The organism is Streptomyces sp. NPDC056479 (genome assembly GCF_042795335.1).
Lineage (GTDB): Bacteria > Actinomycetota > Actinomycetes > Streptomycetales > Streptomycetaceae > Streptomyces.
Map to the genome: position 1 here is coordinate 145,218 of NZ_JBHTRZ010000006.1, position 23,970 is coordinate 169,187.

21 protein-coding genes are annotated in these 23,970 nt (G+C 70.2%); 8 read left to right on the plus strand and 13 right to left on the minus strand.

The features are described 5' to 3' along the window. The first annotated feature begins 76 nt into the window (after positions 1 to 76). Positions 77 to 739, plus strand: a complete 663-nt coding sequence (locus ACFQ6S_RS24070; protein ID WP_383413321.1) for an LPXTG cell wall anchor domain-containing protein — start codon at positions 77 to 79, stop codon at positions 737 to 739. Between the two features lie 71 nt (positions 740 to 810). On the opposite strand, the gene ppc is transcribed toward ACFQ6S_RS24070, so the two are convergent. Beyond that, positions 811 to 3,543 (minus strand): phosphoenolpyruvate carboxylase, encoded by a 2,733-nt coding sequence (gene ppc, locus ACFQ6S_RS24075; RefSeq protein ID WP_383413323.1) that lies wholly within the window; start codon positions 3,541 to 3,543, stop codon positions 811 to 813. Positions 3,544 to 3,852: 309 nt separating this feature from the next. On the opposite strand from ppc, the gene ACFQ6S_RS24080 reads away from it, so the two are divergent. Continuing rightward, positions 3,853 to 4,863, plus strand: a complete 1,011-nt coding sequence (locus ACFQ6S_RS24080) for an acyl-CoA desaturase (protein WP_383413326.1) — start codon at positions 3,853 to 3,855, stop codon at positions 4,861 to 4,863. Continuing rightward, entirely contained in the window at positions 4,860 to 5,537 is a 678-nt protein-coding gene (locus ACFQ6S_RS24085) for a TetR family transcriptional regulator (protein WP_383413329.1), read from the plus strand. Before ACFQ6S_RS24080 ends, ACFQ6S_RS24085 begins: the two co-directional genes overlap by 4 nt. A 31-nt stretch (positions 5,538 to 5,568) precedes the next feature. Here the strand turns inward: ACFQ6S_RS24085 and ACFQ6S_RS24090 are convergent, their stop codons facing one another. From ACFQ6S_RS24090 to ACFQ6S_RS24100, 3 genes are all read right to left on the minus strand, one after another. Next, positions 5,569 to 5,742, minus strand: coding sequence for a CsbD family protein (locus ACFQ6S_RS24090; RefSeq protein WP_383413332.1), 174 nt, complete (start codon positions 5,740 to 5,742; stop codon positions 5,569 to 5,571). Between the two features lie 63 nt (positions 5,743 to 5,805). Continuing rightward, on the minus strand, positions 5,806 to 6,174 hold the full coding sequence (locus tag ACFQ6S_RS24095; protein WP_383413334.1) for a glyoxalase: 369 nt from the start codon (positions 6,172 to 6,174) through the stop codon (positions 5,806 to 5,808). After that, on the minus strand, positions 6,174 to 6,983 hold the full coding sequence (locus ACFQ6S_RS24100) for a trans-aconitate 2-methyltransferase (RefSeq protein WP_383413337.1): 810 nt from the start codon (positions 6,981 to 6,983) through the stop codon (positions 6,174 to 6,176). Before ACFQ6S_RS24100 ends, ACFQ6S_RS24095 begins: the two co-directional genes overlap by 1 nt. A 97-nt stretch (positions 6,984 to 7,080) precedes the next feature. Here ACFQ6S_RS24100 and tamR point away from each other — a divergent pair, with 97 nt between their 5' ends. After that, positions 7,081 to 7,578 carry a MarR family transcriptional regulator TamR gene (tamR, locus tag ACFQ6S_RS24105; RefSeq protein WP_059196100.1) on the plus strand — a complete coding sequence of 166 codons (498 nt, stop codon included), beginning with the start codon at positions 7,081 to 7,083 and terminating at the stop codon, positions 7,576 to 7,578. A 108-nt stretch (positions 7,579 to 7,686) separates the two neighbouring features. Here tamR and ACFQ6S_RS24110 read toward each other — a convergent pair whose 3' ends face one another. Then, positions 7,687 to 8,460, minus strand: a complete 774-nt coding sequence (locus ACFQ6S_RS24110) for a LuxR C-terminal-related transcriptional regulator (protein ID WP_383413339.1) — start codon at positions 8,458 to 8,460, stop codon at positions 7,687 to 7,689. Positions 8,461 to 8,732: 272 nt separating this feature from the next. Here ACFQ6S_RS24110 and ACFQ6S_RS24115 point away from each other — a divergent pair, with 272 nt between their 5' ends. Both ACFQ6S_RS24115 and ACFQ6S_RS24120 read left to right on the plus strand, forming a co-directional pair. After that, positions 8,733 to 9,194 carry a GNAT family N-acetyltransferase gene (locus ACFQ6S_RS24115; RefSeq protein WP_383414522.1) on the plus strand — a complete coding sequence of 154 codons (462 nt, stop codon included), beginning with the start codon at positions 8,733 to 8,735 and terminating at the stop codon, positions 9,192 to 9,194. Positions 9,195 to 9,235: 41 nt separating this feature from the next. Beyond that, the gene (locus ACFQ6S_RS24120; RefSeq protein WP_383413342.1) at positions 9,236 to 10,138 is read left to right on the plus strand and encodes a sulfotransferase family protein; all 903 of its coding nucleotides are present in this window, start codon (positions 9,236 to 9,238) and stop codon (positions 10,136 to 10,138) included. Between the two features lie 67 nt (positions 10,139 to 10,205). Here ACFQ6S_RS24120 and galK read toward each other — a convergent pair whose 3' ends face one another. The 3 genes from galK to galT are packed head-to-tail and all read right to left on the minus strand — an operon-like array spanning position 10,206 to position 13,420. Beyond that, positions 10,206 to 11,378, minus strand: coding sequence for a galactokinase (gene galK / locus ACFQ6S_RS24125; RefSeq protein WP_383413345.1), 1,173 nt, complete (start codon positions 11,376 to 11,378; stop codon positions 10,206 to 10,208). A 21-nt stretch (positions 11,379 to 11,399) separates the two neighbouring features. Next, positions 11,400 to 12,362 (minus strand): UDP-glucose 4-epimerase GalE, encoded by a 963-nt coding sequence (gene galE / locus ACFQ6S_RS24130; RefSeq protein WP_383413348.1) that lies wholly within the window; start codon positions 12,360 to 12,362, stop codon positions 11,400 to 11,402. Next, on the minus strand, positions 12,359 to 13,420 hold the full coding sequence (galT, locus tag ACFQ6S_RS24135) for a galactose-1-phosphate uridylyltransferase (RefSeq protein WP_383413351.1): 1,062 nt from the start codon (positions 13,418 to 13,420) through the stop codon (positions 12,359 to 12,361). Before galT ends, galE begins: the two co-directional genes overlap by 4 nt. 160 nt (positions 13,421 to 13,580) lie before the next feature. Here galT and ACFQ6S_RS24140 point away from each other — a divergent pair, with 160 nt between their 5' ends. Together ACFQ6S_RS24140 and ACFQ6S_RS24145 are read left to right on the plus strand one after the other, a co-directional pair. Further along, complete coding sequence (locus ACFQ6S_RS24140; RefSeq protein ID WP_383413354.1) at positions 13,581 to 15,317, plus strand: sodium:solute symporter family protein; 1,737 nt, start codon at positions 13,581 to 13,583, stop codon at positions 15,315 to 15,317. Between the two features lie 20 nt (positions 15,318 to 15,337). Next, positions 15,338 to 15,688 (plus strand): hypothetical protein, encoded by a 351-nt coding sequence (locus tag ACFQ6S_RS24145; protein ID WP_383413357.1) that lies wholly within the window; start codon positions 15,338 to 15,340, stop codon positions 15,686 to 15,688. Positions 15,689 to 15,774: 86 nt separating this feature from the next. On the opposite strand, the gene ACFQ6S_RS24150 is transcribed toward ACFQ6S_RS24145, so the two are convergent. From ACFQ6S_RS24150 to ACFQ6S_RS24170, 5 genes are all read right to left on the minus strand, one after another. Continuing rightward, on the minus strand, positions 15,775 to 16,482 hold the full coding sequence (locus tag ACFQ6S_RS24150; protein WP_383413359.1) for a LuxR C-terminal-related transcriptional regulator: 708 nt from the start codon (positions 16,480 to 16,482) through the stop codon (positions 15,775 to 15,777). 308 nt (positions 16,483 to 16,790) lie between these two features. Continuing rightward, positions 16,791 to 18,623 (minus strand): PQQ-binding-like beta-propeller repeat protein, encoded by a 1,833-nt coding sequence (locus ACFQ6S_RS24155; RefSeq protein ID WP_383413362.1) that lies wholly within the window; start codon positions 18,621 to 18,623, stop codon positions 16,791 to 16,793. An 86-nt stretch (positions 18,624 to 18,709) separates the two neighbouring features. Continuing rightward, complete coding sequence (locus ACFQ6S_RS24160; RefSeq protein ID WP_383413364.1) at positions 18,710 to 20,587, minus strand: PQQ-binding-like beta-propeller repeat protein; 1,878 nt, start codon at positions 20,585 to 20,587, stop codon at positions 18,710 to 18,712. Positions 20,588 to 20,825: 238 nt separating this feature from the next. Next, a complete protein-coding gene (locus tag ACFQ6S_RS24165; protein WP_383413367.1) occupies positions 20,826 to 22,634 on the minus strand; it encodes an ABC-F family ATP-binding cassette domain-containing protein in 1,809 nt (602 codons plus the stop codon). Positions 22,635 to 22,772: 138 nt separating this feature from the next. Continuing rightward, a complete protein-coding gene (locus ACFQ6S_RS24170; RefSeq protein WP_383413370.1) occupies positions 22,773 to 23,891 on the minus strand; it encodes a peptidoglycan recognition family protein in 1,119 nt (372 codons plus the stop codon). Positions 23,892 to 23,970 lie beyond the last annotated feature (79 nt).

The window sequence follows — 23,970 nt, forward strand, 5'->3', positions numbered from 1 at the left end:
TGGGTCAGTGCCGGCTGGAAGCTGAGCCGCCCCCTCCACATCTTCCCGTTCCTTCTCGAAGATGGACTACTGCCCCATGCGTACCCTCAGTCGCGCCGGCGCCCTGTCCGCCGTCGCCGCGGCGGCCCTGCTCAGTGCTCCGGCCGCCGCTCACGCAACCGCCCCCGGAGACAACGGCACCGTCAAGATCCACGACGCCACCACCGGTGCGGAACTGCGCAAGAACGAACCGCACGTGTGCGAGTTCTACCTGGACGCGTTCGGTTTCGACGCCGTCCAGCAGGTCTCCTGGCACATCGAGGCCTGGGCCCCCACGGCCGCCGTCAAGGGCGAGACCGTGGAGTCCGGCGCGATCACGCTGGACGGCGACGGCCACGGCCGCACCGAAGACATGACCCTGCCCGACGGCCACTACAAGCTGTTCTGGAACTTCGCCGGTGAGAAGGGGTCGGCCAAGCACAAGGTGTTCTGGACGGACTGCGCGGACGAGGAGGAGGGCGGCGGCACCACGGCCACGCCGTCCGCCACCGAGTCCGAGCCCGGGTCCGAGACGCCGGGCGAGCCGGCCCCGAGCCCGTCCACGTCCGGCGAGGCCGCCCCGTCGGCGTCCCCGCAGGGCGGCGCCGAGGGCGATCTCGCCGAGACCGGCAACGGTGCCCCGGTGGGCCTGCTGTCCGCGGCCGCCGCGGCACTGCTGGGCGCGGGCGGGTACCTGGCGTTCCGGCGTCGTCGAGCCTGACGCACGGCGAGAGAAGAACGGTGCCCCCGTGCTCGTACGAAGCACGGGGGCACCGTCATGTGCGGGGTGGTTCAGCCGGTGTTGCGCAGGCCGGCCGCCACGCCGTTCACCGTGAGGAGCAGGGCGCGGGCGAGCAGCGGGTCGGCCTCGGCGCCCGCCGCCACCGCGTCGCGCTGCCGCTTGAGCAGGGTGACCTGGAGGTAGGAGATCGGGTCCAGGTAGGCGTCGCGGATGGTGAAGGTCTGCTTCAGGACGGGCTGGGCGTCGAGGAGTTCCTTCTCGCCGGTGATCTTCAGGACCTCGGCGACGGTGAGCTCGTGCTCGGCGCGGATGGTGTCGAAGACGTGCTTCAGCTCGTCCGGCACCAGGGTGTCGACGTAGTGCGTGGCGATCCGCAGGTCGGTCTTGGCGAGCGTCATCTCGACGTTGGAGACGAAGTTGCGGAAGAAGTGCCACTGCTCGTGCATCTCGTCGAGCACGGTGTCCAGACCCGCCTCGCGCAGCGCCTTCAGGCCGGAGCCGACACCGAACCAGCCGGGGACGATCTGCCGGGACTGGGTCCAGCCGAACACCCACGGGATGGCGCGCAGTCCGTCGAGCGAGACGCCCGAGCCGGGGCGGCGGGAGGGCCGCGAGCCCAGGTGCAGGTCGGCGAGCTGGTCGACCGGCGTGGAGGCGAGGAAGTACGTCGGCAGGTCGGGGTCCTCGACGAGGCTGCGGTAGGCCTGGTGCGCGGCGTCGGAGACGACGTCCATCGCCGCGTCCCAGCGCGCCAGCGCCTCCACGGACTGCCGGGGCGCGGTGTGCAGGGCGGACGCCTGGAGGGTGGCGGCGACGGTCAGCTCCAGGTTCTCCCTGGCGAGCGACGGCACGAGGTACTTGTCGGAGATGACCTCGCCCTGCTCGGTGACCTTGATCTCGCCCTCCAGGGTGCCCCAGGGCTGGGCGAGGATCGCGTCGTGCGAGGGGCCGCCACCGCGGCCGACGGTGCCGCCGCGGCCGTGGAAGAGGCGCAGCCGGACGCCGTAGCGGTGGGCGACGTCGCGCAGCCGGCGCTGGGCGCGGTGGATCTCCCACTGGCTGGTGGTGATGCCGCCGAACTTGGAGGAGTCGGAGTAGCCGAGCATGACCTCCTGGACGTCGCCGCGCAGCGCGACGAGGCGCCGGTACGACGGGTCGGAGAGCATGTCCTCCAGGATCGTGTCGGCGGCCTTGAGCTCGTCCGTGGTCTCCAGGAGCGGCACGATGCCGATCTTCGCCCAGCCGGCGTGCAGGTCGATCAGGCCGGCCTCACGGGCGAGGACGCTCGCCGCGAACACGTCGTCGGCGCCCTGGCACATCGAGATGATGTACGACTCGATGACCTCGGGTCCGAAGACCTCCAGGGCGCGCTTGACGGTCTGGAACACGCCGAGGGTCTTCTCACCGGCCGCGTCCACGGGTGCCGGGGTGGGGGCGAGGGGACGCCGCGACCTCAGCTCCTTGGCGAGCAGCTTGGCGCGGTACTCGCGGGGCATGTCGGCGTAGCGCCAGGACTCCTCGCCGAGGCGGTCGAAGAGCTGGCCGAGGGCGTGGTGGTGGGCGTCCGCGTGTTCGCGTACGTCCATGGTGGCGAGCTGGAGGCCGAACGCGGCCAGGGTGCGGATGGTGCGGTTCATACGGCCGTCGGCGAACAGGCCGCCACGGTGTTCCCTGAGCGAGGTCTGGATCAGCGTCAGGTCGTGCAGCAGCTCGCCGGTGCCGAGGTAGTCGCGCCCGCTCTCGTGCGGGACGCCCTTGGCGAGGCGCTGCTTGGTGTTCTCCAGCTTCTGCCGGATGCAGGTGGCCTTGAGCCGGTAGGGCTCCTCGGCGTTGAGGCGCTTGTAGCGGGGGCTGATCTCGGGGAGGGCGTCGAGGTCGGCCTTGAGGGACTCCAGGAGTTCCTCGGTGGCGCCGGTGTAGCGGATGGAGTTCGACAGGAAGCCGCGCAGCTCGTCGATCAGCTCCAGGGCGTCGTTGATGCCGTGCTCGTGCTGGAGGATCAGGACGTCCCAGGTCACCTGGGGGGTGACGTTCGGGTTGCCGTCGCGGTCGCCGCCGATCCAGGTGCCGAAGGTGAGCGGGCGGGTGACGTCGGGGAGCTTGTGGCCGACGCGCTCCAGCTCCGCGGTGAGGTCCTCCAGGACGTCGCCGACGGCACCGGCGTGCAGCTCGTCGAGGTAGTAGATGGCGTTGCGGGCCTCGTCGGCCGGCTCGGGGCGTACGACGCGCAGCTCGTCCGTCTGCCAGACGAGGTCGATGTTCTCGGCCAGTCGGGTGTCATGGCGGCGACGGTCGCCTTCGAGGACCGGGGCCTCCAGGAGCGCGGCGATACGCCGGAGCTTGTTGAGGACCGAGCGGCGGGCGGCCTCGGTGGGGTGGGCGGTGAAGACGGGGCGGACGTTGAGGTGCTGGACCGTCTGGCGCAGGTGCTCGGGGTCGGCGTCCTTGAGCCGGTCGGCCGTGCGGGCGAGCAGTCCGCCCTCGGCGGCACGCCGGGCGCGCAGCTCACGGCCGCGGTGCACCTGCTCGGTGACGTTGGCCAGATGGAAGTAGGTGGAGAAGGCGCGGACCAGCTTGGCCGCGGTGTCCAGCTCCGTACCCCGCAGCAGCTCGGCGGCGGCCTCGCCGTCCTCGCGGGTCAGTCGGCGAACCTTCTCGACGAGTTCGAGCAGCTCCGGGCCCTCCTGGCGGACCAGGGTCTCCCCGAGGAGGTCACCCAGCCGGCGGATGTCGGCACGCAGCTCGCTGCTGGTCGTCGTGGTCTGGTCGTCGGCACTGCTCACAGGTGCGGCTCCTTGCAGTGTTGAAGCTCGTCCGGAGGGAACCCGGCGCAGGTAGTACCGCGCGGCGGGTGCCGCATACGGCTCCTGACATCCGGGAAAGAAATCAGAGCGGACCGCGCTGTCCGACCGACACAAGGATAGGTGTCCGTGCGGACGCGCAGTCTCTCGGGCTCTTGCCGCCGGACGACGCACTGCCATACTTACGACGCCGTAGGTTACGGAACCGTAGGGACCGTTGTAACGAAACCCGGGAACAGTTCCCGCAACCCCGGCACCTGCCAAAACCCTCGACCCCACAGGGGACGCCCCATGACCACAAGCTCCGATGTGATCGAAGACGCCCCGAAGGCGAACGACGACACCCAACTTCCCCCAGCCACGCTCGGCGGCGAGAAGAAGGGGTCGCTCGAGCAGCTCGCGCTCCTTCTCTTCATCGTCGTCCCGTTCCTGGCGCTCGCCGCCGCGGTGCCGCTGGTCTGGGGCTGGGGCGTGAGCTGGCTGGACCTCGGTCTGCTGGTCTTCTTCTACTTCTACGCCTGCCACGGCGTCACGATCGGCTACCACCGCTACTTCACCCACGGTTCCTTCAAGGCGAAGCGTCCGCTGCGCATCGCGCTCGCCATCGCGGGCTCGATGGCGGTGGAGGGCCCGCTGGTCCGCTGGGTCGCCGACCACCGCAAGCACCACAAGTTCTCCGACGCGGAGGGTGACCCGCACTCCCCGTGGCGTTACGGCGAGACCGTCCCGGCGCTGATGAAGGGCCTGTGGTGGGCGCACATCGGCTGGATGTTCGACGAGGAGCGGACGCCGCAGGAGAAGTACGCGCCGGATCTGATCAAGGACAACGCGATCCGGACGATCTCCCGTCAGTTCATCTGGTGGACGGTGCTGTCGCTGGCCCTGCCGGCGCTGATCGGCGGTCTGGTGACGATGTCCTGGTGGGGTGCGTTCACGGGCTTCTTCTGGGGCTCCCTCGTGCGGGTGGCCCTGCTGCACCACGTGACCTGGTCGATCAACTCGATCTGCCACGCGGTCGGCAAGCGCCCGTTCAAGTCCCGTGACCGCTCGGGCAACGTGTGGTGGCTGGCGGTCCTGTCGTGCGGCGAGTCCTGGCACAACCTGCACCACGCCGACCCGACGTCCGCCCGGCACGGTGTGGAGCGCGGGCAGATCGACTCCTCGGCGCGGATCATCCGCTGGTGCGAGATGTTCGGCTGGGCCTATGACGTGCGCTGGCCGTCACGCTCGCGTATCGATTCGCGCCGGAACGACGAGGAAGGCAGCTCCCGGCGCCGGAAGGAACCCGTAAAGACGGCATGATTGACGCCGTGGCGACCGACTCCAGCAGTACCCCCAGCAACGAGAAGCCTCGGCGGACGCGCCGTACCCGGATGACCGGTGCGGAGCGTCGCCAGCAGTTGCTGGAGATCGGTCGCACCCTCTTCGCCGCGAAGGGCTTCGAGGGCACGTCGGTGGAGGAGATCGCGGCGAAGGCCGGGGTGTCCAAGCCGGTGGTCTACGAGCACTTCGGCGGCAAGGAGGGGCTGTACGCGGTGGTGGTGGACCGCGAGATGCGCCGTCTGCTGGACATGGTCACGGGCAGCCTGACCGCAGGCCACCCCCGTGAGCTGTGCGAGCAGGCGGCTTTCGCTCTCCTGGACTACATCGAGGAGAGCACGGACGGCTTCCGCATCCTGGTCCGTGATTCGCCCATCCCGCAGTCGACGGGGTCGTTCGCCTCGCTGATCTCGGACATCGCCACCCAGGTGGAGGACATCCTGGGCCGGGAGTTCAAGAGCCGCGGCTTCGACCCCAAGCTCGCCCCGCTCTACGCTCAGGCCCTGGTCGGGATGGTCGCCCTGACCGGCCAGTGGTGGCTGGACGTCCGCCGCCCGAAGAAGGCGGAGGTGGCGGCCCATCTGGTGAACCTGGCCTGGCACGGGCTGGACGGGCTTGAGGCGAAGCCGCATTTGATAGGGCGCCGCAAGAACTGACGCCCTCCCGCGCGCTCAGTTGCCTGAGCGCTCAGTGCTTAAAGGTGTCCTTGCCCTTCTCCTTCGCCTGGCGCGCGTCGCCCTTCATCTGGTCGGCCTTGCCTTCGGCGGTCATCCGCTCGTTGCCGACCATGCGGCCCATCGCTTCCTTGGCCTTGCCCTTGACCTGTTCCTTCTTGGCCCGGGTCTTCTCTTCCTTCGCCACGTTCCTCACTCCTGCAAGGTTCGACGTCGGTGTCCCTCAGCGGGTGACCCTGAGCCGTGCCGCTCAAACAGCTGTCAGGGGTTCCAGGAACTCCAGCCGGTTCCCGACGGGGTCGTAGGAGTAGAACCGCCGGTGCCCGGGGAGGTGCTCGTCCCAGTCCACCCGTGCCCCACGGGCCGCCAGCCGGGTGCCGTAGGCCTCGATGCCGGTGACCCGCAGGCCTGGGTGCGCCTTGTTCGCGGGACGGAAATCCGCCTCGATCCCGAGATGCAGCTGTACGCCGCCCGCCTGGAACCAGCAGCCCCCGCGCGCGGCGAGCACGGGCGGCTTGGGGATCTCGGTCATGCCGAGGACGTCCACGTAGTACGTCCGCAGCCGGTCCTCCGAGCCGGGTGGGGCCGCCAGCTGGACGTGGTCGACGGCGGTGATCATCAAGCCTCCTTGCGGGCCACGGCGAAGATGCGGCGGAACGGGAACGGGGTGCCGTGCGCACCGGCCGGATACGCCTCGCGCAGGGCGGCCCGGTACTCGTCGAGAAATGCCTCCCGCGCCTCGGGTTCGTCGGCGAGCGCGGTGAGGACCGGCCGCAGTCCCGTCCCCTTCACCCAGTCCAGCACCGGATCCTCGCCGGTCAGGAGATGGACGTACGTCGTCTCCCAGACGTCGGCCGCGCAGCCCAGGTCGGCCAGCCCGCCGAGGTAGGCCCCGGGGGCGAGCACGGCGTCCTCGTGGCGCAGGGTGTCGGCGAGGCCGTACCGGGGGGCGATCTCGCGCATCAGGCGGTGGCTCGGGGCGTCGAAGTTGCCGGGGACCTGGAAGGCGAAGGTGCCGCCGGGGCGCAGGCCCGCCACCCAGTCGCCGAAGCGCTCCGCGTGGCCCGGCACCCACTGCAGGGTGGCGTTGCTGACGATCAGGTCGTACGGCTCGGCGGGCGTCCAGGTCCGTACGTCGGCGTGGGTGAAGTCGAGGCGGCCGCCGCCCGTCGTCGGGCCCTCGTGCTCGACGTGGGCCCGGTCGAGCATCTCGGCGGAGTTGTCGTGGCCGGTGATGTGCGCGGTGGGCCAGCGCTCGGCGAGCAGGGCGGTGACGTTGCCGGGGCCGCAGCCGAGGTCGGCGATGCGGGGACGCTCGCCGGGGAGGTCGGGGACGCGGGCGAGGAGGTCGGCGAAGGGGCGGGCGCGGTGGCCGGCGTGGCGCAGATACTGGGCGGGATCCCAGGTGGCGGCGGCGGCAGCGGACATGGCAGGGCCTCCTGTCTGTACTCGGCCTCCAGCCTGCCCCGTCAAGTATCTTGACGTCAAGAGACTTCACGTCGACACAACCACTACACTGATCGTCATGGAGGACGAGGTCGATCGGCTGGTCGCAGCGTGGCGCCGGGAGCGCCCGGACCTCGACGTGGAACCGCTCGAGGTGCTCAGCCGGGTCAGCAGACTGGCCCGGCATCTGGACCGCGCACGCCGGCTGGCCTTCTCCGAGCACAGCCTGGAACCCTGGGAGTTCGACGTGCTGACCGCGCTCAGGCGCGCCGGGACGCCGTATCAGCTCTCGCCGGGACAGCTGCTGACGCAGACCCTGGTCACCTCGGGCACGATGACGAACCGCATCGACCGCCTCGCCAAGAAGGGGCTGGTGGAGCGCCTTCCCGACCCCAGCGACCGGCGCGGAGTGCTGGTCCGCCTCACCGACGAGGGCCGCGACCGCGCCGACCAGGCCCTTGCCGGGCTGCTGGACCAGGAGCGCGCGATCCTGGCGGAGCTGTCGCGTGCCCAGCGAGGTGAACTGGCCGGGCTGTTGCGGCAGCTGACGGCACCCTTCGACAACATCCCTGGCTAGCCGCTCCGCTGGTGGTGCCGGGTTGTGTCGTTGGTTGTCTGCGGCGCCGTTGTGGCTGGTCGCGCAGTTCCCCGCGCCCCTGAGGGGGTTGCTGCTCAGCGGCGTCCATCAGGCGCTGCTGCTCTCCTCCGGCAGGATTCGGGCGGTTGGTCCCAGGTCCACCGGCCCGACCCCCGCCCGCCTCGCGAGCGCGACCGCGGCCAGCGTCGAGTGGACGCCCAGTTTGCCGAGGACGTTCTGCATGTGGGTGCGGACGGTGTGCGGGGAGAGATACAGGCGCTCGGCGACGGCCTTGCGCCCCAGCCCCGCCACCATGCACCGCAATACTTCCCGCTCGCGCGGAGTGAGGGACTCCACCAGCCGCTCGCTCTCGGTGCGGTGCTTGCGGGCGGCGGTCAGCTCTCGCAGTACCCCGGTGAGCAGGGCCGGCGGCAGATGCGTCTCGTCGCGCAGCACGCCACGGATGACGGTGAGCAGCCGGGACAGCGAACAGTCCTTGGCCACCCATCCGGACGCCCCGGCCTGCAGGGCGAGCGCGGCCCGGCGCGGATCGTCCTTCTCGGCGAGGACGACTATCCGTACGGCCGGCTGAGCGGAGCGGACCCCGGCGACCAGCGAGATGCCGTCCACCAGCCCGTCCTCGCCCACCTCCTGAACGGGCACGGCCGGCCGGACCCCCGGCACACTGCCGCCCAGGTCGGCGTCGACGAGCAAGACGTCGAAACGGCGCCCCTCGGCGACCGCACGCTCCAGGCTGCGCAGGGCGGCCGGACCGCTGCCCGCGGCGGAGACGTCGACGTCGGGCTCGGCCGCCAGGGCGGCGGCGAGAGACTCGGCGAAGATGCGATGGTCGTCGACGACCAGGACTCGGATGCGAACCACGAAACCCCCTTCCCCACGCTCTCGAAGAGCAGGGGATACCCCATCGTCATGAGGACGACACCGGGAGACGAATACCGTCGCGGGCGCGACGCCCGAAGCGCGGATGGCCGCACGGCCGCCGCCGTGCAAGAACTGCTACCCCCACTTCGGGCGTCGTACCCGACCTGTCTCGCCCCCTGATCAGCACCGGCCCCCACCGGTGCTGCTCATCAGAGTACGGGCGGGGGGCAGGAGCGGAAGGTAATTTGCAGAACTGGTTGGCCGACGCGTTTATGGTGAGCCGCATGTTTCGTCTGGAGACAGAAGTCGACAAATCACGGCAGGATCTGCTCCGCCGCCGACTGCGGGACACCAACACCGCGGCCTCCCCGATCCTGCGCGCCCTGCGCGGAACCCCAGGTGAACGTGAACTTCCGCTCCACGCCTGGGTGTTGGACGACGCCGGCGACGTGGCCGGCGGCCTCGTCGGACACACCTGGACCAGCTGGCTCCATGTCACGTACCTCTGGGTCGACGAACGCCACCGCGGCAACGGGCTCGGTTCGCACCTGCTCGCACACGCGGAGGGCATGGCCCGCACCGAGCGGGGCTGCACCTCCGCACGTCTGGAGACATGGGACTTCCAGGCGCCGGAGTTCTACAAGAGGCATGGGTATGAGGTGGTCTGCGTGATTCCGGACTATCCGCCGGGGATCACGGAGTACACACTGATCAAACATCTGGGACCAAGCTGAGTCTCAGTGTCGTCTCAGACACCTTCCCTACCCTCCGCCCCATGAGCATGCTGCGGAAGCTGAACTCGAAGATCGGCGCGAGGACCGGATACCAGGTACGCCGGGTGCAGACGCCCTCGACCTCAGAGAACCTCGGCGCCATACCCACCCCGCGCGGGCCGCGTCCGGAGCGGCCGGCGGCGACCGGGGCCTTGCGGAGGCCGCTGGATCCGGCGCTCGACCGGCTGCTGAAACGGCCGGTGTTCATCCTGACGTCGGTGCGGTCCGGGTCGACCCTGCTGCGCATGATGCTGGGCGGGCACTCCCGCCTGCACGCCTCCCACGAGCTGCATCTGACCGGTCTGGAGGTGTACTTCAAGACCCACAGTCCCACCGAGAAGTCCATGCGCGCCCTCGGGCTCGGACACGAGGAGCTCGAAGCGCTGCTGTGGGACCGCACGCTGCACCGGGAACTGGTGAAGTCGGGCAAGTCGTTCGTCGTGGAGAAGACGCCGGGCAACGCCTTCGCTTGGCGGCGCATCGCCGAGACCTGGCCCGACGCCCGCTTTCTCTTCCTGCGCCGGCACCCGGCCGCGGTGGCCCGTTCCTGGCACGAGGCCGTCCCGGACCGCAGCCGTGCGGAGGCGGCCGGCCGGGTGCTGAAGTACATGGAGGCCATGGAGGAGGCGTTCACCGAGCTCGGCGGGCACATCCTGCGCTACGAGGACCTCACCACCGACCCGGCCGCCGCACTCCGCGGCATCTGCCGCTTCCTGGACCTCGGCTTCGAGTCCGGCATGCTCGACTACGGCGGCAGCCTGGAGGGCGCCGTGCTGGGCGGCGGCTTCGGCGACTGGAACGACAAGATCCGCTCCGGGCGGGTGCAGCCGGACCGTCCGGCGCCGGCGGAGGACGAGATCGCCGACGCGCTGCGGCCGATGTGCCGGACCTGGGGCTACCTCTAGAGACGGCCAACGGCAACGGGGCCGGGGGCGCGCCGCCCCCAGCCCCGCAACCCTGTTCGTCCCAGGGTCAGCTCAGTCGCCGCGCACCCGCCGCGGGCACCGCCTCGAACACGCGCGGTGCGATGAACCCCGCGGCGCCGAAGGCCTCCTCGACGGCCTTGGTGATGGTCTCGACGTCGGCCGCCTCGGCCAGCACGATCGCCGATCCGCCGAAGCCGCCGCCCGTCATACGGGCACCCAGGGCGCCGCCCGCGAGAGCGGTGTCCACGACCAGGTCCAGCTCCGGGCAGGAGATGCGGAAGTCGTCCCGCAGCGAGGCGTGCCCCTGCGTCAGGACCGGGCCGATCGCCCGGGTCTCGCCCGCCTCCAGCAGGGCGACGACCCGCTCGACGCGCTGGTCCTCGGTGACGACATGACGCACCAGACGGCGCACCTCCTCGTCGTCGCCCAGCCGTTCGAGCGCCGCTTCGAGTCCGTCGTAGGCGACATCCCTGAGCGCGTCCACGCCCAGCAGCGCGGCGCCCTTCTCGCAGCCCGCGCGCCGCTTGCCGTATTCGCCCTCGCTGTGCGAGTGCTTGACCTGGGTGTCGACGACCAGCAGACGCATCCCCTCGGCCGCCAGGTCGAAGGGGATCTGCTGCTGTGAGAGGTCCCGGGTGTCGAGGAACAGCGCGTGGCCGGCCTCGCAGCAGGCGGACGCCGTCTGGTCCATGATCCCGACCGGGGCGCCGACGTAGACGTTCTCCGCGCGCTGGCACAGACGGGCCAGCTGCCAGCCCTTCTGGCCGAGCTCGTAGAGGTCGTTCAGCGCGAGCGCCACGACGACCTCCAGGGCCGCCGACGACGACAGGCCCGCGCCCGCCGGGACCGTCGAGGCCAGGTGGATGTCGGCACCGGTCACCTGGTGGCCGGCCTGCCGCAGGGCCCAGACCACGCCCGACGGGTACGCCGTCCAGTTCCGGTCCGTCTCGGGCGCGAGGTCGTCGACGCGCAGTTCCACGACGCCGCCCGCCTCGCCGTCGATGTCCGCCGAGTGCAGCCGCAGGACGCCGTCGTCACGCCGCGAGACCGCGGCGACCGCGGTGTGCGGCAGCGCGAACGGCATGACGAAGCCGTCGTTGTAGTCGGTGTGCTCGCCGATCAGGTTGACCCGGCCCGGCGCGGCCCACACTCCCTCCGGCTCGGCCCCGTACAGCTCCCTGAACCGCTCGGCGACCGCGGCTGCCCTCTCGACGCTCATCCCCTGACCCTCCAGTACGTTCTACTTGCCGCGCTGCTGCGCGAACTCCCACGCGTCCGCGACGATCCCCGCGAGGTCCGCGCGGGACGGGTTCCAGCCCAGCCGCTCACGGGCGGTGCCGGCGGAGGCGACCAGGACCGCGGGGTCGCCGCCCCGGCGCGGGGCCACGACCTCGGGGATCGGATGCCCGGTGACCTGGCGGACGGTCTCGATGACCTGGCGGACGGAGAAGCCTTCGCCGTTGCCGAGGTTGCAGATGAGGTGCTCGCCCGAGGTGGCGGCCTTCAGCGCCAGCAGGTGGGCGTCGGCCAGGTCGGCGACGTGGATGTAGTCGCGTACGCAGGTGCCGTCCGGCGTCGGGTAGTCGTCGCCGAAGACGGAGATCGCGTCGCGCCTGCCCTGGGCGACCTGGAGGACGAGCGGGATGAGGTGCGACTCGGGGTCGTGGCGCTCGCCGTACTCGCCGTAGGCGCCCGCGACGTTGAAGTAGCGCAGGGACACGGCACCGAGACCGTGGGCCGCCGCCTCGCCGGTGATCATGTGGTCGACGGCGAGCTTCGAGGCGCCGTACGGGTTCGTGGGCCGCGTCGGCGCCGACTCGACGATCGGCACCTCCTCCGGCTCGCCGTAGGTGGCGGCCGTGGAGGAGAAGACGAGCTTGCGCACGCCCGCCTCGCGCATGGCGCCGAGCAGCGCCATGGTGCCGCCGACGTTGTTGTCCCAGTACTTCTCGGGCTTCACGACCGACTCGCCGACCTGCGAGAACGCGGCGAAGTGCAGCACCGCGTCGAAGGAGGAGTCCAGCCACTTGGCGGCGTCACGGATGTCGCCCTCGACGAACGACGCCCCGGACGGCACACCCTCACGGAAACCGGTGGAGAGGTTGTCGAGTACGACGACCTCCTCGCCCGCCTCGATCAGGTGCTGCGCGACCACGCTGCCCACGTAGCCCGCCCCACCGGTGACCAGAAACTTCCCACTCATGTACTCGCTACCTCTCGCAGTCGCTGAGCCGCGCGCTCCGGCGGCACGTCGTTGATGAACACGCTCATGCCGGACTCGGAACCCGCGAGGAACTTCAGCTTGCCGGAAGTGCGGCGGATGGTGAAAAGCTCGAGGTGAAGGGCGAAATCACCCCTGTTCACACCGTCGAACTCGGCCAGCGTGCCGAACGGCGCCTGGTGCCAGGCGGCGATGTACGGCGTCGGCGGCTCACCTTCCCCGAAGATCCGGTCGAAGCGCCTCAAGAGTTCCAGATAAACCTGGGGGAACTCTGAGCGGGCGTCCTCGTCTAGCGCCAGCAGATCGGGCACCCGGCGCTTGGGGTACAGGTGGACCTCGTACGGCCAGTGTGCGGCGTACGGCACGAAGGCCGCCCAGTGTTCACCCTCCAGGACGACCCGCTCACCGGCGAGTTCACGCTCCAGGACCGAGTCGAACAGGTTCTCCCCGCCGGTGGCCTCCTTGTGGGCGGCGAGGGAGCGCAGCATCAGGGCGGTGCGGGGGGTGGTGAAGGGATAGGCGTAGATCTGCCCGTGCGGGTGCTGGAGCGTCACACCGATCTCGGCGCCGCGGTTCTCGAAGCAGAACACCTGCTCGACTGCGGGCAGCGACGACAGTTCGGAGGTCCGGTCGGTCCACGCGTCGAGCACGAGCCGCGCCTGCTCCTCGGTCAGGTCGGCGAAGGAGGCGCTGTGATCGGAGGTGAAGCAGACGACCTCGCAGCGCCCGGAGTCCCCGGCGAGCGACGGGAAGCGGTTCTCGAACACCACGACGTCGTAAGACGAGTCGGGGACCTCGCTCAGCCGCTCACCCTCCGACGGGCACAACGGGCACTGGTCGGCCGGCGGGTGATACGTCCGCCCCTGGCGGTGCGAGGCGACGGCGACGGCATCCCCGAGCAGCACGTCCTGTCGGACCTCGGAGGACGTGACGGTCCGGTCCAGGGGACGGCGGTCGACCGCGTCCCGCACGGTGTCATCGCGCAGGTCGTAGTAGATGAGCTCACGACCGTCGGCCAGTCGGGTCGAGGTCTTCTTCACGCCAGACTCCCATCGAACAGAACTAAACACAGAAAAACACAACTCACCACCCTCGGTCAACATCACAATCAAACAAAGAGCATCACCGGACGTGTTCAATTACTGAACGCGGGGGCGTAGGTTCCGCTCTGTATCGGTTCGCGCAACGAAGCGAGTACATATGCAAACCCCCACAATTTCCGCCACCGCATCCCCCACACACCTCGCTGCGGAGCTACGGCTCCCCACGAACTGGCTCGACTACACGCTCCTGGGTATCTACTTCGTCGTCGTGCTGGGCATCGGATTCGCCGCCCGCCGCTCGGTCAAGACCAGCCTCGACTTCTTTCTGTCCGGCCGCTCGCTGCCCGCCTGGGTCACCGGCCTGGCCTTCATCTCCGCCAACCTGGCCGCCACCGAGATCCTCGGCATGGCCGCCAACAGCGCGCAGTACGGCGCCTACACGGTCCACTGGTACTGGATCGGCGCCATCCCGGCCATGGTCTTCCTGGGCCTGGTGATGATGCCCTTCTACTACGGCAGCAAGGTCCGCTCGGTCCCGGAGTTCCTCCTGCTCCGCTTCGACAAGTGGGCCCACCTGCTCAGTTCGGTGCTGTTCGCCTTCGCCGCGATCCTGATCGCCGGTGTGAACCTGTACGCCCTGGCCATCGTGGTCGAGGCGCTGCTGGGCTGGCCGCAATGGGTGGCGATCGTCGTCGCGGGCTTCTTCGTCCTCGCCTACATCACCCTCGGCGGCCTGTCGTCGGCGATCTACAACGAGGTCCTGCAGTTCTTCGTGATCCTGGCCGCGCTGATCCCGATCACCGTGCTGTCGCTGAAGAAGGTGGGCGGCTGGGACGGCCTGACGGACAAGCTGACCCAGTCCCACGGCGACGACTTCGTCACCGCCTGGGGCGGCACCGGCATCGGCGACGCGAACCCGCTGGGCGCGAACTGGCTGACCATCGTCCTCGGCCTCGGCTTCGTGCTGTCCTTCGGCTACTGGACGACGAACTTCGCGGAGGTCCAGCGGGCGCTGTCCGCGAAGAACCTCTCGGCGGCCCAGCGCACCCCGCTGATCGCGGCGTTCCCGAAGATCTTCATCGTGTTCCTCGTGATGATCCCGGGCCTGGCCGCCGCGGCCCTGGTCCCCGGCTTCGGCACGGAGGAGTCGGGCTACCAGTACAACGACGCCATCCCGTATCTGATGCAGGGCCTGCTGCCCAACGGCGTGCTGGGCATCGCGGTGACCGGTCTGCTGGCCGCCTTCATGGCGGGCATGGCGGCGAACGTGTCGTCCTTCAACACGGTGTTCACCACGGACATCTGGGCGAAGTACGTGGTCACGGACCGCGAGGACTCCTACTACGTCCACTTCGGCCGGCTGATCACGGCGGTCGGCGTGCTCGCGTCGATCGGCACGGCGTTCCTGGCGTCGTCGTTCTCGAACATCATGAGCTACCTCCAGACCCTGTTCTCCTTCTTCAACGTGCCGATGTTCGTGGTCTTCATCGTCGGCATGTTCTGGAAGCGGGCATCGATGAAGTCGGGGTTCTGGGGCCTGCTGGCCGGCACCACGGCGGCGATGATCAACTACTTCGTCCTCTACAAGCAGGACATCATCTCCATCCCCTCCGACCAGGGCGCGAACTTCGTCTCCGCGATCGCGGGCTTCGTGGCCGGTGCGGTCGTCATGGTGGCCGTCTCCCTCTTCACGGCCCCCAAGCCGGCCGAGGAACTCCAGGGCCTGGTCTACGGCACCCTCCCCCAGACTGCGTCCGGGGGGACCCCCACCCCCGGCATGGCCGAGCCGCCCGCCGAGGGGGACGACGCGTGGTACCGCAAGCCGGCGTTGCTGGGGTGGGGTGCGGTGGTGCTGGCCGCCGCCTGCTACATCCCGTTCTCGTTCTCGCTCTGACGACGAAGGACTGACAGACCATGACCGACCACCACTCCGAACACTCCGGGTCCGGGTACTCCGACAAGGACGTCCAGCGCGAGGTCACCGCACTCCAGGAGAAGTCCACGACGGCGGCCCGGCTCTTCGACATCCGGCGCATCATCGGCGGGCTGTTCGTGCTCTACGGCGTCATCGTCACGATCGTCGGGCTCACGGACGACGACGCCACGATCGACAAGGCCGAGGGTGTCAACATCAACCTCTGGACCGGGTTGGGGATGCTGCTTCTCGGCCTGTTCTTCCTGGCCTGGCTGAAGTTGCGCCCTACGGCTCCGCCACCGCCGGTCGTGGAGCCGGGGGATGAGCCGGGAGAGGAGCCGAGGGGCTGACGCCGGGTGGGGGCGGGCCGGGCTTTCCTCGCCCCCCTTTGCTCGCCCCCACTTTCCTCGCCCTCACTTTTGCGGCCCCACCGCCCCTACCCGTCCGTCTCCACCTCCGGCATCTGCGGCACCTGCGGCACCGGTCCCGCCCGGTCCAGCAACCCCGTACGGGCCGCCAGCGCCGCCGCCTCCAGCCGTGAACCGACGCCCAGTTTCATCAGTACCCGTTGGACATGGGTGCGTGCCGTGGACGGGGCGATGCCCATGCCGGCCGCGATCAGGCGGGTGTCCTCGCCGTCGGCCACCCGGACCAGGACCTCGACCTCGCGGGGTGTGAGCATCTGGAGCAGGCGCTGGCCCTCGTCGTCCGGTTGGGCCGCGGGGTTGAGCAACTCGCTGAACGCCCCCTGGAGCAGTTGCGGTGCCACCGCCGCCTCGCCCGCCCGCGCCTTCATGATCGCGCGCTCGACACCCTCTATGCGTTCGTCGTGCCGGACATAGCCGGAGGCCCCGGCCGCGAACGCCGCCGCTATGCCGCGCGGGCTCGGCACCGGGCCGAGCACCAGCACCGCCACCTGCGGGCGTTCCCGCTTGATCTTCGCCACCGGGTCGAACATCCCCGGCTCCGCGGGCGTCGCCGTCCCCAGCAGGCACACCTCGGGCGCCCGCGTGATCACCAGCTCCGCCGCCCCCGCGGTGGGCGCCGCCGCGGCCAGCACCCGGTGCCCCCTGAGCTTCAGTGCCGAGGCCAGCGCCTCGGCGAGCAATCGGTGGTCGTCGACCACCATGAGCCGCACTCCCATCGAGCAACCCCCCAGTCCCCCCAATGGATCTCCATCAATACCCAGGACCGACCGCTTAGGCCCGGATGCCCCACTATGGATGCCCACTGGTCCGCGCGGACAGAAGCCCCCTCCCGGCTCCCCCGCCCTTCATGCCCCCGGAAGCTACACGCTTGTTCGACGTTGCGCTCCCCCTACCGGCGAGAAGTGCCCCGGAACGACGGATTTTCTGGCTTTCCCCGCATTCGACGCCGATGAGACGGTACGCGAACGGCCCCGTCCCGAGCAGGGACGGAGCCGTGATTCACGACCGATCGCGCTCGTCTTCGTCAGCCACTCGCACCGAACGCGATCACATGCGACTTCCTCGTGTCCGAACTGCCCAGCTCGCTCGCGAACTTGGCGGACATGTACAGATGCCCCTGTGCGTAGAGGATCTCGGAGTACTCCGGCGACATCCGCATCTCCACGTCCCGCACCGCCCTCGTGGCCGGGTTCTCCAGCAGCTTCGTCTCCTTGAAGCTCCCGCCGTCGATGCTGACGATCTGCCCGCCCTTGTCGTACGGCGGACGCTTGTACGCGATCACATTGCCGCCGTCCATGCGCAGCGGCGTGATCGTGTACCGGTCGCCCGCGTCCGCGCGCTGGCCGGTCTGCTTGCCGGTGGCCAGGTCGAACGCGACGATCTCGTTGGTCTGGCCGTACTCGCCGCCGCCGTCGTGCTGTTCGGTCTCCACATACAGCCGGTCGTTGCCGACCACGACGCCCGTGCACGCCTCGATCGTGGTGACGCCGGAGCAGCGGGCCGCGTACTGATCGCCCGGCACGGAGATCCGGATGCGCAGCTTGCCGGTCTTGTTGTCGATGGAGAAGGCGTCCGTGATGCCGATGGCGTCCTCGGACTGGCCGGCCTCGGCGGCCACGACGAGCGGATCGGTGGAGATCACGCTCGCGTACTCGACGCCCTCGGCCATCTTGTACTCGGAGATCACCTTCCCGGTCTTCGGGTCGATGGTCTGGATGTGCAGCTGGGGCTGGTCGTAGCTGCCGCACTTGCGGACCGCGACCATCTTCGGACCGCCGGCGTAACCGAGGTCGTAGCAGCTGTCGTTGGCCTTCGGGATCCACAGCGGCTTGCCCGACGCGAGGTCCCACGCGGCGCCGCCGCTGGTGCCTCCGGCGGCGACCGTGCCCCCGCTGAGGGTGATGTTGTCGTAGCGGATCTGCCCGTCCTCGTTCTGGGCGGACTTCGTCCAGAGCTTCTTGCCGGCGTCGAGGTCGATCGCCGCGACCTGGGTGCAGCCGTGCGAGGGCTTGTCCTTGGTCGGCATCGCGGGCTCGAACGCGACGGCCGTCACACCGTCCTCGCTGATGTGCCTGGCGGCCTGGCAGACCGGGCCGGGCAGCTTGACCGACCACAGCTTGGTGCCCTTGTCGGGGTCGTAGCCGACGATCTCCGCGACGCCGCTCTTGACGTACGCCTTGCCGGTCAGCCACGAGCCGGACACGACGATGCTGGTGTCGTCGTCGACATCGGGCGACGGGACCTGGAAGAGGACCTGGGAGGAAGGGTTGCCCGGCGCCTTCTCCGTGCCGTCGGGCGCGTCGAAGCCGCCGTCGCCCTGGTCGTCGCCCCCGCCTCCGGTGCCCCCGCTGGAGCCCGCGGTGTCGTCCTTGCCGCCCTCGTCACCCAACTGCGCGTACCACACGCCGCCGCCGATGATCAGGGCGATCACCACCACCGCGGCCGCCACGATGACGGCCAGCTGCGAGCTGGACCTGCCCCCGCCGCCGGCGGCCTGTCCGGGCTGCGGGTGCATCGGCACGGTCTGCTGCGGGTAGCCGTAGCCGGGCGGCTGGGTGTACGGGTTCTGGGGCTGGCCGTAGGGGTTCTGCGGCTGTCCGTACGGAGCGGGCTGCTGGGTGGGATAGCCGTATCCGGGCGGTGTGGCCTGGGGAGCTCCCTGGGGCGCCTGCGGTGCCTGGGGGTAGCCGTACCCGGGCTGCGACGGCGGCGTGGGCGGGCCCTGGGGAGGCTGCGCGGGCGGCTGCTGCGGTGTGCCGAAGCCGCCGCTCCCGTGCTGCTGGGGCGGCTGGTCCTGCGGCGGGCCGAACCCGCCCTGCGGGGGCTGGTTGGGCGGCGGAGGCGGCGGCTGGGTCATGGCGTGGGTACCTCAGGGGAGGGGGACGGCGGGCGCGGCGGACAGATCGGGGACGACTACGGGGCGGGCCGTGGCCGGTACTCGCCTCACTTGCCGAAGGCGAGGATCAGCTTCTCCTTGGCTTCGTCCTGGCCGCTCAGCCGGGTGCTGGAGAGGTAGAAGCGCCCGTCGGCCCAGTCGTAGGCCTTGGAGAAGAAGCCGTTCTCGATGTCCGCGACGCTCGCCGGGTTCTGGAGCACCTTCGTCGGCTCGTGGTTGCTCCCGCTGATCGGGATCGACACGATCTGGCCGCCCGCGTCGTACGACGGCTGGACGTACGCGATGAGCTTGCCGTCCTCGACCTTGATCGGCAGCATCGTCTCGTCCGCCGGGGACTTCACGCGCCACTTCTCCTTGCCGTTGGCGAGGTCGATCGCGACGATCTCATTGGCGCTGGCGGTCGCCTTGGTCGGCATGTACAGCGTGTCGGCGTCGGCCACCACACCGCTGCAGCCCTGGAGGTCGCGCTGGAGGATGGCCCAGCCGCACTCGGCGCCGATGTCGATGTTGAAGCCGACCTGCGAGCGGGTCTTGCCGCCGGCCGTGAACGCCGAGATGTTGCCGGCCTTCTTGTCCTCGTTGGTGCTGTAGATGACCAGCGGGTCGAGGGAGAAGACGCGCGCGACGCGCCAGCCCTTGTCGAAGTCGAGGGTCCACTTCACCTTGCCGGTCGCCGGGTCCAGCTCCTGCACGGCGTCGTGTTCGTTGCTGCCGGAGGCGTCGCAGGAGGCGACGGCGATCAGCTTGTCACCGCCGGCGAACGCGTCGGGGAAGCACTTGTCGCCGAACCGCTTCTTGTCCCAGAGCTTCTCGCCGCTGTCGATGTCGTAGGCCGTGCCGGACTGCGAGCGGCCGACCAGCAGCGTCTTGCCGGTGATGGAGAGTTCGACGTCGAGTGTGCTGTCGAACAGCTCGCCGTTGGCGACCGAGCCCTTCCAGCCCTTCTCGCCGGTGTTGAGGTCGACCTGCTGGAGCTGGTTGCACTTGGCGCGGTCGCCGGCGCCGCTCATGTACGCGACGACGATCTTTTCGCTGTCCGACTTCTGCGGGGTGACCGCGCAGATCTTCTCCGGGAAGGCGATCGGGTCCCAAGTCGCCTTGCCGTCACCGACGTTGTAGGCGGAGAGCTGCTTGTACGCCGCCTTCACCGCGGTCTTGTCGGTGATCCACATGCCGGGGGCGTCGGCGCCGGACTTGGGCGCGTCGGGCGCCGACTGGTACCAGAGCACCTTCGACTCGCCCGCCTGGCGGCCCGCGTTGAGGTTCTCCGGGTCGTCGCCGCCCTCGCTGCCGCCGCCGGAGTCGGACGGGGACTCGGAGCCCTTCGGGTTGTCGCTCTGCTGCGCGACCGGCTTGTCGTCCTTGTCGTCGCCGCGGCTGGTCACCGCGTACACGGTGCCGCCGATGACGAGCAGCGCCGCGACCGCGGCACCGATGGCCAGGGCGGGCTTGCCCTTGAAGGGGTTGCGCGAGCCTCCGGGCGGGGTGCCGGGGGCGCCCGGGTACTGCGGCTGGGGCGGGTAGCCGTAACCCGGGGCGGGCTGCTGGCCGTAGGGGCCGGGCTGCTGCGGATGGCCGTACGGCCCCGGCTGCTGCTGGGGCTGGGCGTACGGCCCTGAGGCGTACGGGCCCGGCTGGGCCGGCGGCTGCTGCGGGTAGCCGTACCCGGGCTGCGGGGCGCCGGGCGGCGGGCCCTGCGGGGGCGGCGGCGTCTGCGGCGGGCCCTGCGGCGGCGGGGGAGTCTGCGGCGGGCCCTGCGGCGGCGGGGGAGTCTGCGGCGGGCCCTGCGGCGGCGGGGGAGTCTGAGGGGCGCCCTGCGGCGGGGGCGGGGTCTGCGGCGGCTGCGGCGCGCCGAAACCGCTCTGCCGTGGATCCTGCGGTGCGCCGAAACCGCCCTGCGGCGGCTGGTTGGGCGGCTGGCTCATGAGCGGTTCCCCCTTGAGACCGGTGTGGTGCCACGTTCTGTGCCGTCGCGTTTCCGCCACACCGGCTTTTCTCAGACTGTTCTCAGGCGGACCTTTCTATCACCCGCCACCGACAGCGCACCGGGCCGCATCCACCCCTGTTCCCAACGGAGGACCGGCCCGTGATACCGCCGTTATGCGCCTTCACGCCCCCTTCACAGAGCGGCACTTCGCAGTCGCGCCCCTGTCGGCGGAGCGCTTACGCGTCGTCGGCGAGTTCCAGCCAGCGCAGCTCGAGTTCGTCGCGCTGACCTGCCAGGTCCCTCAGTTCCGCGTCGAGTTCGGCGACCTTCGCGAAGTCGGTGGCGTGCTCGGCGATCTGCGCGTGCAGTTTCGTCTCCCGCTCGGAGAGCTTGTCGAGCTGCCGCTCGATCTTCTGCAACTCCTTCTTGGCGGCGCGCGCATCGGCCGCGCTCTTCTCCGGTACGGCCTTCTCGGCGGCGGGAGCGGCGGCCGCGGCGGCGACCTGCGCCTCCATGCGGTGGCGGCGCTCCAGGTACTCGTCGATGCCGCGCGGCAGCATCCGCAGGGTGGCGTCGCCGAGCAGGGCGAACACCCGGTCCGTGGTGCGCTCGACGAAGAACCGGTCGTGGGAGATGACGATCATCGAGCCGGGCCAGCCGTCGAGGACGTCCTCCAGTTGGGTGAGCGTCTCGATGTCGAGGTCGTTGGTGGGCTCGTCGAGGAAGAGGACGTTGGGCTCGTCCATCAGCAGCCGCAGCAGCTGCAGGCGGCGGCGCTCACCACCCGACAGGTCACCGACCGGCGTCCACTGCTTCTCCTTGCTGAAGCCGAACGTCTCGCACAGCTGGCCGGCGGTCATCTCGCGTCCCTTGCCCAGGTCGACGCGTTCCCGTACCTGCTGAACGGCCTCCAGCACACGCAGGTCGGGATCGAGTTCGCCGACTTCCTGGGAGAGGTAGGCCAGTTTGACGGTTTTCCCGACCGCGATCCGCCCGGCGGCCGGCTGTGCCTCGCCCTCGGTCCGCGCGGCCTCGGCCATCGCCCGCAGGAGGGAGGTCTTGCCCGCGCCGTTGACACCGACGAGGCCGATCCGGTCGCCGGGTCCGAGCTGCCAGGTCACATGCTTGAGGAGCACCTTGGGACCGGCCTGGACGGTGACGTCCTCCAGGTCGAAGACCGTCTTCCCGAGCCGGGTCGAGGCGAACTTCATCAGCTCGCTGCTGTCCCGGGGCGGCGGCACGTCCGCGATCAGCTCGTTGGCGGCCTCGACCCGGAAGCGCGGCTTGGAGGTGCGCGCGGGCGCGCCGCGGCGCAGCCAGGCCAGCTCCTTGCGGACCAGGTTCTGCCGCTTGACCTCCTCGGTCGCGGCGATGCGCTCGCGCTCGGCGCGCGCGAAGACGTAGTCGGAGTAGCCGCCCTCGTACTCGAAGACGTCGCCTCTCTGCACGTCCCACATGCGGGTGCAGACCTGGTCCAGGAACCAGCGGTCGTGGGTGACGCACACGAGCGCCGAGCGCCGCTCCCGCAGGTGCTGGGCGAGCCAGGAGATGCCTTCGACGTCGAGGTGGTTGGTGGGCTCGTCGAGGACGATCAGGTCCTGCTCCTCGATGAGCAGCTTGGCGAGCGCGATCCTGCGCCGCTCGCCGCCGGAGAGCGGGCCGATGACGGTGTCGAGCCCCTGCGGGAAGCCGGGCAGGTCGAGACCGCCGAAGAGGCCGGTCAGTACGTCCCTGATCTTGGCGTTCCCGGCCCACTCGTGGTCGGCCAGGTCCCGGATGACCTCGTGCCGGACGGTCGCCTCGGGGTCGAGGGAGTCGTGCTGGGTGAGCACGCCGAGCCGCAGTCCGCCGGAGTGCGTGACCCGGCCGGTGTCGGGCTCCTCCAGCTTGGCCAGCATCCGGATCATGGTCGTCTTGCCGTCGCCGTTGCGGCCCACGACGCCGATGCGGTCCCCCTCGGAGACGCCGAGTGAGACGCCGTCGAGCAGGGCACGGGTGCCGTACACCTTGCTGACGTTCTCGACATTGACCAGATTGACGGCCATTTCTCTCCTGCCCAGGGGGACGATCGACCCTCCAGGGTAGTCGCGCCCGCCGACGGCCCCGCACCCGCGCCCGGTCCCTGACACGTGTGCGCCCCGGGGATCCCCCATCGTCCCCGGGGCGCATCGCCGTGGTCGGCGTCAGCGGCGGGCCGCCGCCGCGCGGACCTCGCCCAGGAGGTCGTACATGATCTGGCCGGGGCACTCGGTGTCGAAGTAGTCGCGGTGCCCGCCGACGGTGTTCGTGTCCTTCTTCGTGCCGTTGACGGGGTTGGTGTACGTCACCCGCGCCTCGGGGTCGAGACCCTTGAACCGGGATATCACCTTGATCAGCCGGATCAGGGACGCCTTGGCCGCGTCCGTGGGGGCCTGGTGGTCGAGGTTGCCGATCAGGGCGATGCCGAGGGCGCCGGAGTTGTAGCCCACGGAGTGGAAGCCGGTGACGAGGTCGCCGTCCGGGTCGAAGGCCGGGATGCCGTCGTCGCCGGAGTAGCGGCCCTCGTAGACGTTGCCCGCCTCGTCGATGAGGAAGTGGTAGCCGATGTCGCTCCAGTCGTTGGTGATCGCGTGGAACTCGTAGATCGCGCGCACCGTCGCGGCCGGGTCGGGATCGTCGTTCGGCGTCGCGGTGTGGTGGACCGTGATGATCTGCAGCGGGTAGTACGTCTCCGGCGAGTTGACCTTGCCGTCCTTGTACCGCTTGGACTCGTCGGCGCCCCAGGCCGGGCGCGAGAGGTAGCGGACGCCCCGCACGCGCGTGGGCTCGCTCGGCACCTGGAAGGTGCGGCCGGGGCCGTCGGTGGTGTCGATCGCGAGCGACCGTACGCCGTCGATGCCGCCCGGGGCCTTCACCTGGTACGCGGTGGCGTCGGCGGCGGCTACCAGGGCCGTGCCGCCGCCCTCGACGGTGGCGCAACCGCTCGTCAGGTTCTGCCAGTTGCCGTCCGCGAGCCGGATGGCGGCGCCCTCCTTCGCGCCGGACCAGCGCACCCCGACGTAGGAGGCGGCGAAGGCGGTGGTGGCCTCGCCGGTGCCGGTGGCGGCCTCGGTGCGGGTGGCGGGGAACTTCTCCGGCGTCGTACCGGAATCGCCGGAGCCGGCGGCGGAGTTGTCCGTCTCGCCTGAGTCGGTGGACGCGAACACCATCGGCGTGACCGCGGCTCCGGCGGCCACCGCACCACCGGCGGCGATCATGCCGCGACGGGACAGGGAGCGCTTTCTACGATGGGACGACTGGGCGGGGGTGGGGGATTCGGACACGGAGGTGTCCCCTTCCAGAAGTGCAGGGTGCAGGTGACGACGCGCGGGCAGACCCATGGCCGACGCCATGACCCGACGC

Bases quoted from the DNA above. Each gene is read 5' to 3' on its own strand.
- ACFQ6S_RS24160 (WP_383413364.1), bottom strand. From the start codon at position 20,587: ATGAGCCAGCCGCCCAACCAGCCGCCGCAGGGCGGTTTCGGCGCACCG.
- ACFQ6S_RS24165 (WP_383413367.1), bottom strand. From the start codon at position 22,634: ATGGCCGTCAATCTGGTCAATGTCGAGAACGTCAGCAAGGTGTACGGC.
- ACFQ6S_RS24140 (WP_383413354.1), top strand. From the start codon at position 13,581: ATGCAAACCCCCACAATTTCCGCCACCGCATCCCCCACACACCTCGCT.
- ACFQ6S_RS24120 (WP_383413342.1), top strand. From the start codon at position 9,236: ATGAGCATGCTGCGGAAGCTGAACTCGAAGATCGGCGCGAGGACCGGA.
- galK (WP_383413345.1), bottom strand. From the start codon at position 11,378: ATGAGCGTCGAGAGGGCAGCCGCGGTCGCCGAGCGGTTCAGGGAGCTG.
- ACFQ6S_RS24085 (WP_383413329.1), top strand. From the start codon at position 4,860: ATGATTGACGCCGTGGCGACCGACTCCAGCAGTACCCCCAGCAACGAG.
- ACFQ6S_RS24100 (WP_383413337.1), bottom strand. From the start codon at position 6,983: ATGTCCGCTGCCGCCGCCGCCACCTGGGATCCCGCCCAGTATCTGCGC.
- ACFQ6S_RS24070 (WP_383413321.1), top strand. From the start codon at position 77: ATGCGTACCCTCAGTCGCGCCGGCGCCCTGTCCGCCGTCGCCGCGGCG.
- tamR (WP_059196100.1), top strand. From the start codon at position 7,081: ATGGAGGACGAGGTCGATCGGCTGGTCGCAGCGTGGCGCCGGGAGCGC.
- ACFQ6S_RS24115 (WP_383414522.1), top strand. From the start codon at position 8,733: ATGGTGAGCCGCATGTTTCGTCTGGAGACAGAAGTCGACAAATCACGG.
- ACFQ6S_RS24095 (WP_383413334.1), bottom strand. From the start codon at position 6,174: ATGATCACCGCCGTCGACCACGTCCAGCTGGCGGCCCCACCCGGCTCG.
- ACFQ6S_RS24150 (WP_383413359.1), bottom strand. From the start codon at position 16,482: ATGGGAGTGCGGCTCATGGTGGTCGACGACCACCGATTGCTCGCCGAG.
- ACFQ6S_RS24155 (WP_383413362.1), bottom strand. From the start codon at position 18,623: ATGACCCAGCCGCCGCCTCCGCCGCCCAACCAGCCCCCGCAGGGCGGG.
- ACFQ6S_RS24145 (WP_383413357.1), top strand. From the start codon at position 15,338: ATGACCGACCACCACTCCGAACACTCCGGGTCCGGGTACTCCGACAAG.
- galE (WP_383413348.1), bottom strand. From the start codon at position 12,362: ATGAGTGGGAAGTTTCTGGTCACCGGTGGGGCGGGCTACGTGGGCAGC.
- ACFQ6S_RS24080 (WP_383413326.1), top strand. From the start codon at position 3,853: ATGACCACAAGCTCCGATGTGATCGAAGACGCCCCGAAGGCGAACGAC.